The 12,812-nt window shown below is 64.7% G+C and carries 11 protein-coding genes; 7 read left to right on the forward strand and 4 right to left on the reverse strand.

From position 1 onward, the window contains the following. Positions 1 to 19 precede the first annotated feature (19 nt). The gene (locus CGL56_RS16465) at positions 20 to 1,477 is read left to right on the forward strand and encodes a RagB/SusD family nutrient uptake outer membrane protein (protein ID WP_245184188.1); all 1,458 of its coding nucleotides are present in this window, start codon (positions 20 to 22) and stop codon (positions 1,475 to 1,477) included. Positions 1,478 to 1,568: 91 nt separating this feature from the next. Next, a complete protein-coding gene (locus CGL56_RS16470; RefSeq protein ID WP_099107680.1) occupies positions 1,569 to 2,339 on the forward strand; it encodes a ThuA domain-containing protein in 771 nt (256 codons plus the stop codon). Between the two features lie 19 nt (positions 2,340 to 2,358). Here CGL56_RS16470 and CGL56_RS16475 read toward each other — a convergent pair whose 3' ends face one another. Next, a complete protein-coding gene (locus CGL56_RS16475; RefSeq protein WP_099107681.1) occupies positions 2,359 to 2,997 on the reverse strand; it encodes a LysE family translocator in 639 nt (212 codons plus the stop codon). 486 nt (positions 2,998 to 3,483) lie between these two features. After that, positions 3,484 to 4,149: a GDSL-type esterase/lipase family protein gene (locus CGL56_RS16480; RefSeq protein WP_099107682.1), complete on the reverse strand. Its 666-nt coding sequence runs from the start codon at positions 4,147 to 4,149 to the stop codon at positions 3,484 to 3,486. A gap of 108 nt (positions 4,150 to 4,257) precedes the next feature. On the opposite strand from CGL56_RS16480, the gene hisF reads away from it, so the two are divergent. After that, a complete protein-coding gene (gene hisF, locus CGL56_RS16485) occupies positions 4,258 to 5,019 on the forward strand; it encodes an imidazole glycerol phosphate synthase subunit HisF (RefSeq protein WP_099107683.1) in 762 nt (253 codons plus the stop codon). Here hisF and CGL56_RS16490 read toward each other — a convergent pair. After that, the gene (locus CGL56_RS16490) at positions 5,016 to 5,483 is read right to left on the reverse strand and encodes a hypothetical protein (protein WP_099107684.1); all 468 of its coding nucleotides are present in this window, start codon (positions 5,481 to 5,483) and stop codon (positions 5,016 to 5,018) included. The two genes, hisF and CGL56_RS16490, sit on opposite strands and share 4 nt — an antisense overlap. Positions 5,484 to 5,516: 33 nt before the next feature. On the opposite strand from CGL56_RS16490, the gene hisIE reads away from it, so the two are divergent. The 4 genes from hisIE (at position 5,517) to CGL56_RS16510 (ending at position 8,724) form a co-directional block, all read left to right on the forward strand. Next, positions 5,517 to 6,128, forward strand: coding sequence for a bifunctional phosphoribosyl-AMP cyclohydrolase/phosphoribosyl-ATP diphosphatase HisIE (gene hisIE / locus CGL56_RS16495; protein ID WP_099107685.1), 612 nt, complete (start codon positions 5,517 to 5,519; stop codon positions 6,126 to 6,128). Positions 6,129 to 6,219: 91 nt separating this feature from the next. Further along, on the forward strand, positions 6,220 to 6,666 hold the full coding sequence (locus CGL56_RS16500) for a GatB/YqeY domain-containing protein (protein WP_099107686.1): 447 nt from the start codon (positions 6,220 to 6,222) through the stop codon (positions 6,664 to 6,666). A 33-nt stretch (positions 6,667 to 6,699) separates the two neighbouring features. Continuing rightward, a complete protein-coding gene (locus CGL56_RS16505) occupies positions 6,700 to 7,791 on the forward strand; it encodes an LptF/LptG family permease (RefSeq protein WP_099107687.1) in 1,092 nt (363 codons plus the stop codon). Positions 7,792 to 7,902: 111 nt separating this feature from the next. After that, complete coding sequence (locus CGL56_RS16510) at positions 7,903 to 8,724, forward strand: prohibitin family protein (RefSeq protein ID WP_099107716.1); 822 nt, start codon at positions 7,903 to 7,905, stop codon at positions 8,722 to 8,724. Here the strand turns inward: CGL56_RS16510 and CGL56_RS16515 are convergent. After that, positions 8,721 to 12,779 carry a tetratricopeptide repeat protein gene (locus CGL56_RS16515; protein ID WP_099107688.1) on the reverse strand — a complete coding sequence of 1,353 codons (4,059 nt, stop codon included), beginning with the start codon at positions 12,777 to 12,779 and terminating at the stop codon, positions 8,721 to 8,723. The genes CGL56_RS16510 and CGL56_RS16515 overlap by 4 nt on opposite strands. Positions 12,780 to 12,812 lie beyond the last annotated feature (33 nt).

Genomic DNA, 12,812 nt, shown 5'->3' on the forward strand with positions numbered 1-12,812 from the left:
GACCCTAGCTATGCAAACCATGAAATCGATCCTTACACCCCTCTGCCTCCTCCTGCTGCTCGCTACCTCCTGTACCGAAGTGCTGGACCGTACCCCCCAGGGCGAATACACCCTGGAGAACTTCTTCCGGACCGAAGAGCAGGCGGTGCAGTCGGTGAACGCCGTCTACAACCAGCTGCGGTCCTGGGAAACCCACGTCTTCAGCTTCATCGGCATGACCGACATCGTCAGCGACGACTCCGACAAGGGCAGCTTCACCTCCGACGGATTCTTCCTGGAGGAAATCGACCAGTTCACCTTCACCCCCACCAACGTGGCCCCGGCCAGCGTGTGGAGCGGCTACTACACCGGCATCTTCCGGGCCAACCTGGCCATCCAGAACCTGCCAGAGGTGCCGGAGATCGACGAGCAGGTCCGCACCCGCCTCCGGGGCGAGGCGCGGTTCCTGCGGGCCTACTTCTACTTCAACCTCGTGCGGTGGTTCGGCGACGTGCCCCTGCTGCTTGAGCCCTTCCCGGATAACTTCGCCATCGCCCGCGCGCCCAAAGCCGAGGTGTACGCCCTCATCGAATCCGACCTCCAGGCGGCCATCGAGGCCCTGCCCGCGAGCTACAGCGGGGTCGACGTAGGCCGCGCTACCAGTGGCGCCGCCCGGGCCATGCTGGCCAAGGTGGCCCTGACCCGCGGCAACTTCCAGCAGGCGGCCGACCTGTCGCTGGCCGTCATCAACAGCGGCCGCTACGCCCTCTATCCCACCTTCGCCGGCATCTTCACCCTGGAGGGGGAGAACAGCAGCGAAAGCGTCTTTGAAGTACAGGCGGCCGCCTTCGAGATCGGCGGCGGCGGTACCCAGTACAACGAAGTGCAGGGCGTACGCGGGGTACCCAATCTCGGCTGGGGCTTCAACCGGCCCAGCGACGACCTCATCGCCGCCTTCGAGCCCGGCGACCCCCGCCGCGACGCCACCATCCTCTACGTAGGGGAGGTGCTGCCCGACGGCTCCGGCATCGTGGAGGGCGACCCCAACATCGTGGGCGAGCGCTTCAACCAGAAGGCCTACGTGAGCGACCACCCCGGCGGCAACGGCAACGGACCCGGCAACATCCGGGTGCTGCGCTACGCCGACGTGCTGCTCATCGCCGCCGAAGCCCTCAACGAGATCGGCCGGCCGGAGGAAGCCCTGACCTACCTCAACATGGTGCGCGCCCGCGCCCGCGGCACCTCCTCGAGCGTATTGCCCGACGTGACCACTACCGACCAGGCCCAACTCCGCCAGGCCATCTGGCGCGAGCGCCGCGTGGAACTGGCCCTGGAGCAGCACCGCTGGTTCGACCTGGTGCGCACCAACCGCTCCTTCGAGGTGATGAAGCCCCTGCGGCCCAGCTTCACCCAGAACAAAAATGAGCTCTTCCCCATCCCCCAGACGGAGATCGATCTCAGTGAAGGTGCCCTGGTGCAGAACCCCGGCTACAACTAGTCCTGCCCCACACCCCAAACCCCAGGCGGGAGCGCAAACAATGGATTGCGCTCCCGCTTCTTTTTTGCGGCGGGTGGCTTACCTTGGCAGAATGCAACGTCGATCCTTCTCCGCGCCCCTGCTGGCGCTCTGCTTCCTGCTGCTGGCCACCGCTGCCCTGGAGGCCCAGCAATTCAAGGCCCTGCTGGTCACCGAAACTGCCGGCTGGCACCACCCCTCCATCACCGCCGGCATTCCCGCCCTCCAGGCCCTGGCGCGGCGGCACGAGTTCCAGCTCGACCGCCAGCAGCAGGCCATCCCGCTGAGCGACCGGGTACTGGAGAACTACGACGTGGTGATCTTCCTGAGCACTACGGGTGATATCTTCACCGACGAGGAGCAGGCCGCCTTCGAGCGCTTCATCCAGTCGGGAAAGGGCTACGTGGGCATCCACGCGGCCTCCGACACCGAGTACGAATGGCCCTGGTACACCCGCCTGGTGGGCCACATGTTCAAGATCCATCCCCGCAACCAGACCGCCATGCTGGAGGTCGTCGACCGCGACTTCCCCGGCCTCGAGCGCTGGCCCGAGCGCATGCTGTGGACCGACGAGTGGTACACCTTCCAGGACGCCACCGTGGAGGGCCTCAACTACATCCTAACGGTGGATGAGTCGACCTACGACGCCAAGGTGAAGTGGGGAGAGAACGCCAGCGAAGGCATGGGTGACTTCCACCCCCTGGCTTGGTACCACGAGTACGACGGCGGCCGCGCCTTCTACACCGCCCTGGGCCACATGGACGACACCTACCAGGACGACTTCTTCCTCCAGCACCTCTACGGCGGCATTTACTGGGCCGCTACCGGCCGCGGGGTCAAGTAGGCGGGGACGCGGGTGCCGGCTAATCGCCCAGCATCCGGAAGGCCTGCACGCCCGCCAGCAGCACGAATATTGATCCCACGATGAGGTGGAAGTGGCGGGTCACGTAGTGGGCGTGGGCGTCCACCCACCGCGCGCCCCAGGCGTAGGCCGTCAGCATGGCCATGGCACCCGCGCCCGCGCCCACGACGAAGGCCGTCTTGGACCAGATGGCGGGATCGAGGTAGTCGTCGGCCATCAGCCAGCTGCCGATCGCGAAGTAGTAGGGAATAGCCAGGAAATTGACCAGGGCGACGCTGACCCCCTCGGCGTAGGGGCTGTCCACATGGCTCTCTTCCCGCTGCTCCTCGATGCTTTTTTCGCTGTGCTGCTCCCGGTACCACTTGAAGAAAAAATAGGCGGCCAGGAAGGCCAGCACGGGGATGGCCCACCAGCTCAGCAGCTCGATGATGTCGGGGTTCTGCCGCAGGTAATTTGCCCCGATGAGGGCAATGGCCGCCTGCACCGTGAATACCGTGGTAATGCCCGCCGCGAAACGCACCCCCGCCCAGCGGCCCGCCTCCAGGCTGCAGGTGGCCACCGACATATTGAGCATGCCCGGCAGCATCACCGCCCCGAGGGGGGAGGCCAGGCCCAGTAGTAAAGCGGTCAGGTATTCCAAAAGCGGCGGCGTTCGTTTTTGCTACCAAACTGCCCGCGGCCAATTTGGTTGGCGGGGCGGTGGGTAGATGCGGGGTTTCCCCCGACAAACCACTAGGTAGCGCGGGAGCCGGGCCGTCGGGCCTGTGGCCCGGCGCATTCATCTTGAGCCGGCTGGTGCTTCCCTCCACAATGTCCCCAAAGCACCCTCCAGGACCTCAGAGCGTCGCCCGACGCAGCCGAACGACCTCTGAGCGTCCCCCAAACCACCGAGGCACACGGAGCAGCCGGGCCGTCGGGCCTATGGCCCGGCGCCAGCAGCTGGAGCCAGCCGCTGCTTCCACCACAAGTTCCTTAAAGCACCAAAAGCACCCTCCAGGACCTCGGAGCGTCGCCCGGCGCAGCCGCACGACCTCTGAGCGTCCCTTCGAAAAAAACACCCTCCAGCACCTCGCAGCGCCACCCGGCGCAGCCAAACGACCTCAAAGCACCCCCCACCAAAGCACCCCTACCGATCCAGCAGCTCCACCACCGGCTCGATGGCGGCTTCCCAGATGTCGTAGCCGGCCGGGGTCATGTGGAGGTTGTCGGCCAGGAAGATGTCCTTGCGTACGGTGCCGTCGGGCAGGAGGGCGGGCGTCCAGACATCGACGAAGTAGGTGTGTTTCTGCTTTGCGGCGTAGGCTTCCAGCAGGTCGTTGGCCTTTTCGTACTCCCGGTGGAGTTCCCAGCGGGCCACGCTCGGCTTGGGGGAGATGAAGACCACCGGGGTGTCCTTGCTCAGGTTTTTGGCGATCATCTTCCGCAGTTTTTTGGCGGAGCGGAGCACGTCCCGCGCCGAATCGCCGGCGGCGATGTCGTTGTCGCCCTCGTAGACGAACACCGCCCGGGGCTTGTAAGGATAGATCAGCCGGTCGGCGTAGTGGATGAGGTCGGTAAACTGGCTGCCGCCGAAGCCGCGGTTGAGCACCCGGTGCCCCTCCAGGTCCTCCTGCAGGCTGTGCCACATGCGTACCGAGGAGCTGCCCACGAAGAGGATGACCCCCGGGGCCACGGGCTGCACGGCGTCGGCCGTGGCGAAGGCCTCGATCTCGGCGGCGAAGCGTGTAGGGTCGGGGGCCGACTGGGCGTAGAGGGCGGTCGTGATCAGGAGCAGAAGTACGGTCAGGCGCATCGGGTGTCGTATTGGATCGACGGAAAGATACGGAACCCGCGGCCGCGCCCCCCTGGCGAACAACCCTTCCCCCCCGCGGGGCGTTCCCTGCTCCTAAACCCCTCCGCTTTGCTCGCCAAACGCATCATCCCCTGCCTCGACATCAAGGACGGCCGCACCGTCAAGGGCGTCAATTTCGTGAACCTGCGCGACGCCGGCGACCCCGTGGAGCTCGGCGCCAAGTACAGCCAGGCCGGGGCCGACGAGCTGGTGTTCCTGGACATCACCGCCACCCACGAGCGCCGCAAGACCCTGGCCGACCTGGCCCGCGACATCGCCCGCCACCTCAACATCCCCTTCACCATCGGCGGTGGCATCAAGGCCCTGGCCGACGTGGACGTGCTGCTCGACGCCGGGGCCGACAAGGTGAGCATCAACTCCGCCGCCGTGCGCCGGCCGGAACTCATTGATGAATTGGCCTACGCCTTCGGCAAGCAGTTCGTAGTGCTGGCGGTTGATGCCAAGCTGGTCGACGGCGACTGGTACGTCCACCTCAATGGCGGCCGCATCAAAACGGAGCACAAACTCTTCGACTGGGTTCACGAAGCCCAGGAGCGGGGCGCCGGTGAGATCCTCTTCACCAGCATGGACCACGACGGCACCAAGGCCGGCTTCGCCAACGCGGCCCTGGCCGAGATGAGCGACCGCCTGAGCATCCCCATCATCGCCAGCGGCGGGGCGGGCAACAAGGAGCACTTCGCCGACGTGTTCAAGGCCGGCAAGGCCGACGCCGGACTGGCCGCCAGCATCTTCCACTTCGGGGAGGTGGAGATCGCTGACCTGAAGCAGTACCTCGCCGCCGAAGGGGTAGCGGTGCGGCCCGTGAATTAGAGGAAGGCGCTCGCGCCGGTGAACAGCATCGACAGGAAGGCCAGAACCGTGGAGCCCAGGTAGAAGATCGCCAGGATGCCGTACAGCTTGAACAGTCGCGCCAGGGCCCCGAAGGCGTCGGTCACCGACTGGGGGCTGCCGTTGTCCACCGCGGCCACCGCCTCCGACCCGAACTGGTAGAGGAGGTACGACAGGTAGAACAGAAAGAGGAAGACCAGGGCGTAGATGACCAGCACCCCCGTCATGAAGCCGCCGCCACCCGTAGCCGCGCCCAGTCCGGAAACGGCCATGAAGGTGCCGCCGAACAAGACCATCACCACCAGAAAAAAGCCGATCCCTGCCATACTGAGGACACCCAGAAAGCGGCCCCACTTGCCAGCTTTCCGTAGGTTTGCGGCGCCCTGGGGTAATAATTCCGGTCCGCGGCCGTATTCCCGGTCGAGTGGTGTACTGTTTTCTAGCATAATCTCGGGTTCGTTTATCTCAATATAAAGCCAATGCAAGTAACCCCATCCAACCTCCGGGAACTTGACTTCTCCAAGGACGGCGGCCTGCTGCCCGCCATCGTCCAGGACAGCGCCACCCGGGTAGTCCTGATGCAGGGCTACATGAACGCCGAGGCCCTGGCCAAAACCCTGGAAACGGGGCAGGTCACCTTCTTCAGCCGCAGCAAGCAGCGCCTCTGGACGAAGGGGGAAAGCTCCGGCAACGTACTCACCCTGGTGCGCGTCGACGCCGACTGCGACCGCGATTCCCTCCTCATCCAGGCCCGGCCCGCCGGCCCCACCTGCCACACCGGCGCCGATACCTGCTGGGACCAGCCCAACGAAGGGGAATTTCTTGACCACCTCGAACGCACCATCCAGGACCGCCGCGACCACCCCAGCGAAAGCAGCTACACCACCTCCCTCCTCCAGCGCGGCATCAACAAGGTGGCCCAGAAGGTAGGGGAGGAAGCCGTGGAGCTCGTCATCGAAGCCAAGGACGACAACAAGGAACTCTTCCTCGGCGAGGCCGCCGACCTGATGTACCACTACCTCGTGCTGCTGGCCGCCAAGGGCTACACCCTCGAGGAGGTCCGCGACGTACTCCGCCAACGCCACAAGTAATCCCCCTGACCCCCGAGCGAAGCGAGGGAAAACTGTCAAGGCAGTTCACTCCTTTACCAATTTACTCCTTCACCAATTCACTCCTTCACCCATGAGTCTACAAGAACGCATCACTCCCGACCTGAAAGCCGCCATGCGTGCCAAGGACCAGGCCGCCCTGCGCGGGATCCGGGCCATCAAGAACGCCATCCTGCTGCAGCAGACCGACGGCAGCGGCGACACCCTCGACGAGGCCGGTGAGATCGCCCTGCTCCAGAAGCTCGTCAAGAGCCGGCAGGAAAGCCTGGAGATCTACGAGAAGCAGGGCCGCGAAGACCTGGCCCAGCCCGAGCGGGAGGAGATCGAGGTGATCAGCCGCTACCTTCCCGAGCAGCTGTCAGACGAAAAGCTGGAGGCCATCGTTAAGGAAGTGATCGCCGAGACCGGCGCCTCCTCCATGCGAGATATGGGCAAGGTGATGGGCGTGGCCAACGCCCGCGTGGCCGGTCGTGCCGACGGCAAGCAAGTCGCCGCGACGGTAAAACGACTGCTGGCCTAACCGGACTTTCCCGCCCGCCCCGGCGCCCCCGCTATGTTGAAGAAACTGGATTGGTACATCATCGGCAAGTTCTTGCGCACCTTCTTCTTTACGGTGCTCATCTTCTCGATGGTCAGCCTGATCATTGATTTCAGTGAGAAGGTGGAACGCTTCATCGAGACGGACATCCCGGCCTCGGTAATTGCATTTGAGTACTTCCCCACCTTCCTGCTTTTCATCCTGGGCTTCCTCTGGCCCATGCTCACCCTGATCGCGGTGATCTTCTTCACCGGGCGGATGGCCGACAACTCGGAGATCATCAGCATCCTCAACGCGGGCGTCAGCTTCTGGCGGCTCATGCGGCCCTACCTGATCTCGGCGGGCTTCCTGGCCGTCCTCTACCTGGCCGGCATCCACTACCTCATCCCCCTGGCCAACAGCCACCGGGCCGAGATCGACCGGGTGTACTTCAGCCGCAACCGCGATGAGGGCAAGACCAGCAACGTCCACTTCTTCGTCGCCCCGGATACCAAGGTCTACATGACCCACTTTAGCAAGCGCGACAGCGCGGCCCGCAATTTCCGCATCGAGCACATCGTGGACAATGAACTGGTGAGCCTCACCAAGGCCCGCTCGGCCAAGTTCGTCGACGGCGACCCCGGCCGGTGGCGGCTCGACAACTACGAAATCCGCACCTTCGACGGGCTGGAGGAAACCCTCGTGACCAGCAACCGGGAAACCCTGGACACGGTGCTGAACCTCCGCCCCGAGGACTTCGTCGACTACCGCGAACAGCAGTCGGCCCTCACCACCCCCGAGCTGCTGGAGCACCTGCGCAAGCAGCGGGAGCGGGGCGCCGGCAACATCCGCAAGTACGAGGTGGAGCTGGCCCGCCGTACGGCCGAGCCCTTCACTATCTTCATCCTTACCCTGATCGGCCTGTCGGTGGCCGGCCGCAAGGTGAGGGGCGGCATGGGCATCCAGCTGGCCTTAGGCATGTTCATGGGGGCCCTGTTCGTCTTCCTCAGCCGCTTCGCCTCCACCATCAGCTCGGGCACCGACCTGCCCGTCTTCCTCGGCATGTGGATGCCGAACATCATCTTCTTCGGTGCGGCCATGTACTTCGTGGCCAATGCCCAGCGGTAGAGACTGCCTGACCAGCCTCTGATCGATCAACAGCCCCGTTTCATCTAATTGGGGAGGGAGGACGTTGTATTGCGGGGCATCTTTCCCAATCAAGCGGAAAATAGAATCATCATGGATCAGAAAAAACTAATGACCTGGGGCATCCTAGGCTTCTTCCTCTTCATCGTGCTCATCATGGTGAGCAGCGCCACCTTCGTGACCATCGAGTCGGGCGAGCGGGGCGTACTGTTCCGCCGCTTCAGTGGATTGGAGAAGGAAATCGTCTTTGCCCCCGGTTTCCACATGGTAGCTCCCTGGAACACGATGTACGTCTACGAGGTACGGGAAGCCCAGCTGGAGGAGGAAATGGAGGTGCTGTCCAGCAACGGCCTCAACATCAGCGTTGACGTCACGGCCCGTATCCGGCCCAATTACGGTGACGTTCCTTCCCTCCACGAGACCTTTGGTCCCGAGTATATGGAGCGGCTCATCCGGCCCGAGGTGCGCTCCAGTGTCCGCCAGGTGATCGGCAAGTTCACCCCCGAGGAGCTCTACTCCACCAAGCGCGACGAGGTGCAGACCCTCATCACCGAGGAGCTGACCAATACCCTCGCCCGGAACTACATCGACCTGCGCGCCATCCTGATCCGCGACATTGAGCTGCCCGACAAGGTGCGCATGGCCATCGAGGAAAAGCTGGAGGCCGAGCAGGGCTCCCTCAAGTACGAGTACATCCTGACCCGCGAGAAGCAGGAAGCCGAGCGCCGCCTCATCGAGGCCCAGGCCAAGGCGGACGCCAACCGCATCCTGGCCGCGAGCCTCTCGGACAACATCCTCCAGGACAAGGGCATCGAAGCCACCCTGGAACTCGCCAAGTCGCCCAACAGCAAGGTGGTCGTGGTAGGTGGTACGGGCAACGGGGGCCTGCCCCTCATCCTGGGCGGCGGCAACTAGTCCTGCTCCGCCGCCTCCAGCTCCTGGAGGTGAAAGGTGTAGACGAACTTCGGGGTTTCGGCGTGCAGCTGGCGGTAAAGTTTAAGGGCCGCCTCGCGGGCCGCCGCGTCGCGTTTGCCGCTCAGCTGATAGGCGACCAGGTTAACCTCGGCCTGCTGTTCGGTGGTGAGTACCTCGCGGGTTAGCAGTTCATCGAGGATCTGCCGGGCTTCCGGCAGGTTGGCGGGGTCGTAGGCCACCAGGCAGCGGGCGTGCAGCAGGCGGGCGCCGTAGAGCACGTCGGGGTTGCCGAGGTCCTCGGCAACTTCCAGGGCTTCCTGTTCTACTTCCCGCAGTTCTTCCAGCTTGCCGTCGGCCAGCAGTACCTGCCCCTTTTCGTAGAGGCTGGCCCCCAGCACCAGGCGGTTGTTGGTGGCGCGGGCGATCTCAATGGCCTGGTTGTAGTATTTGAGCGAGAGGTCGTAGTCGCCCTGGAGGTAGTAGATGTCGCCCAGGGTATTCACGGCCTTAGCCACCCCCTTGCGGTAGCCCAGGTCGCTGCTGATGGCCAGGCTACGGTCCAGGTGATTGATGGCCTTGGTGAAGTGGCCCATCACGCTGTAGAGGTCGCCGATGAGGGCCTCGGTGACGGCGATGCCCTGGCGGTCGCCAAGTTCGTAGCAGATCTTGAGGTCCTGCTCGAAGAGTTCCAGGGCGGTTTCGTAGTTGCCCTGCCGTTCGTTGATGCTGCCCAGGCTGCCGAGCCCGATGGCCTGCAGCCGGCGGTTGCCGAGTTCGCGGGCCAGGGCCAGTCCGCGGTGGTGGTGCTCCAGCGAACGCTGGTAATCCCCGCTGTCGAAGTAGACGATTCCGAGGTTGGTGTGGAGGGTGGCCAGGCCCATGCTGTCGCGGCTCTCCTCGTGCAGGGGGATCTGCTCCTTGATCACCCGGATGGCTTCCTCGTACTGCCCCAGGTTCATGTAGGTGAGGCCCAGATGGCTGATGGTGCTGGCCGAGGTGGTGGTGCCCGCCTGGCTCAGTCCGCTCTCCAGCGACCGCTGGAAGTAGGTCAGGGCCCGGTCGTAGTGGTTGGTGCGGAAGAAGAGGTTGCCCATGTTGCTGTAGGCCTTCGCGATGCCGAAGATGTCGTCGACGGATTCGAAGAGGCCAGCGGCGACCTTCAGGTATTCCATGGCCAGTTCGTAGTCGCCCTTCAGCAGGTGCAGGTGGCCCAGGCTGTTGTTGGCCCGTCCGAGGAGGATGACGTCGCGGCTCGACTTGGCCAGGCGGCGGGCCTCCTCGTAGGCACGGCGGGCGTCTTCCCAGCGGCCCACGATCTCATACACGCTGCCCTGGCTGAGGAAGATGTGGACCGTCACCTCCTGGTCGGCCTGCTGGTTCATCTTCTTGATCAGGCGGTCGTAGAGCTCCAGGGCCTGCTGGTTCTGGTAGTTGGCCCGGGCGTAGCTGGCCGCCTTGTTCAGGTACTCGATGGTCTTCTCGGTGTCGCCGCTCTGCCCGTAGTGGAAGGCCAGGTCCACGTACCGCTCTTCCAGGCTGTCGGCGTAGATCTTCTCGATGGCCGCGGCGATCTGCCGGTGCAGCTGCTGCACCCGGGTGGTCAGCTGCATGCCGTAGACCGCCTCCCGCAGCAGGCTGTGCTTGAAGATGTAGCGCAGCTCGTTCATGGCGCTCCAGATTTGTCCGCGCTCGGCCACGCGGATCTGTTCGCGCAGGTCCTGCATCAGGTTGTCCGAATCCTCGAAGCCCTCGTCGGCCCGCATCACCTCGCTGAGGACGGGGAGGTCAAATTCCCGGCCGATCACCGCGGCGGCCTTGACGATCTCCCGCACCATGTCCGAGAGCCGGTCGATGCGGGCCGTCAGGATGGAGGTGATGCTGGTCGACAGCTTGATGCTTTCGTCGCTGAGGTGGAGCAGGCCGTCCTCCTGCTGCTCCAGCAGCTCGCTTTCGCGGAAGTATTCCAGGATCTGCTCCAGGTAGAAGGGGTTGCTGTTGGTGGCCCGCAGCAGGGTTTCCAGGGTGTCCTGGGAGACGGGCCCGCCCAGGGTGGTTTCGGCGAAGCGGCGGACGGACTCCGGCGAGAGGGCACCGAGCTCAATTTCCAGGGTGGGCAGTTCGGAGGCTCCCTTGAAGCCCTCCTTCAGCAGGCGGGGGTACTGCCCGTCGTCGTCGGGGCGGGCGGTGGCCACCACCAGCAGGGGCAGGTCGCCCACCCGCCGCAGCAGCTCCCGCACCACCACCAGGCTTTCCTGGTCGATCCAGTGGGTGTCTTCCAGCTCCAGCACCGTGGGCTGGATGAGGCACTCCGCGATGATGAGGTTGACGATGGCGTCGATGGTGTTCTGGTACCGCCCCTGGGCGTCCAGGCGGGTGTAGAGGGAGTCGGGCAGCGTCAGTCCCAGCTGGGCGGCCAGCAGCGATTCGGTGCGCTGCAGCTCCGCTACCAGGACTTCGGCCCGCGGGTCCTTGCGTTGCTGGAGGTTGATCTGCATCCAGCCGATGCGGGCCTCGAAGCGGCGCAGGTTCTGCTCGGCGTTCAGGTCCATGCTCTGGCGGAACATCCGCTGCAGCAGGAAGGTAAAGGGGTTGAAGGGCTTGCGCAGGATCTGGTCGCAGCTGCCCAGCAGCCAGTTGAAGGGGCGGCGCTGGTTGAGCTGGTGGCGCAGCTCGTGGGTCAGGCGGCTCTTGCCGATGCCGGCCTCGCCGAAGACGTAGGCGATGCCCCCGGGCTTGCCCTCCAGCAGGGGGGTGGCGAATTGCAGCAGCCGGGCTACCTCCTCGTCGCGGCCGATGGGTTCCCCGCCGTAGTCGGGCTTGCCCAGCGACTGGCGGCGGCCCTCCAGGGAGTAGGTGGGCACGGGCTCCTGCACCCCCTTGTAGCGGATGTCGCCCCGGGGCAGGAAGCGGAACTGGGGGGTGGTGGCGATCTCCTCGTCGACCAGCACGGCCTGCCATTCGGCGGCGGACATGATGCGGGCGGCCAGGTTGACGCGGTTGCCCACGCAGGCGTACTGGGCGCGCTCCTGCCCCCCCACGATGCCGGTAAACGCGGTGCCCACCGTCATGCCCATGCGGAAACGGAAGGGCAGGTCGTCCTGGTTGCTGAGCAGCTCCAGCTCCCGCTGTACGGTGAGGGCGAATTCCACCGCCCGGGCCACGTTGTTCTCGTAGGATACTGGTGCCCCGAAGAAGATGACCATCAGGGCCCCCTTGTCGCCGTAGTCGACTTCCTTGAAGTAGCCGCCGAAGTCCCTTACTTGGTCGAGGACCACGGTGGCGAAGCGGTCGAGGTCCTCGTGGGTGCGGATGGCGTCGAAGGACAGGAAACAGGATACCACCGTGCGGAATTCCCCCGCCTGGTCGTAGCGCACTACCTCCGGCGGCAGAAAGGCGGTGGCGATCTCGGTTTCCACCTCGGGCAGCTGAAGGGGGGCCACCTCCACGTCGGTGGTCAGGGGCACGTCGCCGAGTACCCGGAAGGCCTCGGCGTCGATCTCTTCGCAGTACACCAGCCGCCCCTCGATGAGCGACTGCACGTAGCTGTTCACTACGATCTCCTGGTCGCCGGCCAGGCTCTGGCAATTGGAGGCCCCGTCGATGGCCGGCCCCCGGAAGTAGAAGGCCCGCAGCCCCTTCCCCACGATGCCGTAGCTGACCGTACCGGCGGCAATGCCCGCCTTAATGCCGAAGGTGTAGTGGTTGCCGAACTCCTTGCCGCGGTTGCGGAACAGCTGCCGGGCGCGCTCGGCCGTCCGCAGCAGGTGCATGGCGTGACGGCCGTCCAGCGGCAGCGGAAAGATGGCCGTGAAGGCGTCGCCGGCGAAGTAGGGAATGAACCCCCCCGCGGAATACGCCAGGGAGACCAGCGGCTGGAATACGTCGTTGAGTACCACCGACAGCTGCTCGGCCCCGCTGAGCCCCTGCTCCATCAGCGATTCGGTGAGGGGGGTGAAGCCCGAAAGGTCGATGTTGAGGGTAAAGGCCTCCAGTTCCCCGTGGAGGTCGCCGGCGACTAGCTTTTGTTGAATAAAGGGGGGGATAAGGGGCTGCACGAAGGTTGTTGTACGGAAGGCAATGGTCCTAAA

This window comes from Neolewinella marina (assembly GCF_002631205.1).
Classification (GTDB): Bacteria; Bacteroidota; Bacteroidia; order Chitinophagales; family Saprospiraceae; genus Neolewinella; species Neolewinella marina.

Bases quoted from the DNA above. Each gene is read 5' to 3' on its own strand.
- CGL56_RS16480 (WP_099107682.1), bottom strand. From the start codon at position 4,149: ATGCGCCTGACCGTACTTCTGCTCCTGATCACGACCGCCCTCTACGCC.
- CGL56_RS16505 (WP_099107687.1), top strand. From the start codon at position 6,700: ATGTTGAAGAAACTGGATTGGTACATCATCGGCAAGTTCTTGCGCACC.
- hisIE (WP_099107685.1), top strand. From the start codon at position 5,517: ATGCAAGTAACCCCATCCAACCTCCGGGAACTTGACTTCTCCAAGGAC.
- CGL56_RS16510 (WP_099107716.1), top strand. From the start codon at position 7,903: ATGGATCAGAAAAAACTAATGACCTGGGGCATCCTAGGCTTCTTCCTC.
- CGL56_RS16500 (WP_099107686.1), top strand. From the start codon at position 6,220: ATGAGTCTACAAGAACGCATCACTCCCGACCTGAAAGCCGCCATGCGT.
- CGL56_RS16465 (WP_245184188.1), top strand. From the start codon at position 20: ATGAAATCGATCCTTACACCCCTCTGCCTCCTCCTGCTGCTCGCTACC.
- CGL56_RS16490 (WP_099107684.1), bottom strand. From the start codon at position 5,483: ATGCTAGAAAACAGTACACCACTCGACCGGGAATACGGCCGCGGACCG.
- CGL56_RS16470 (WP_099107680.1), top strand. From the start codon at position 1,569: ATGCAACGTCGATCCTTCTCCGCGCCCCTGCTGGCGCTCTGCTTCCTG.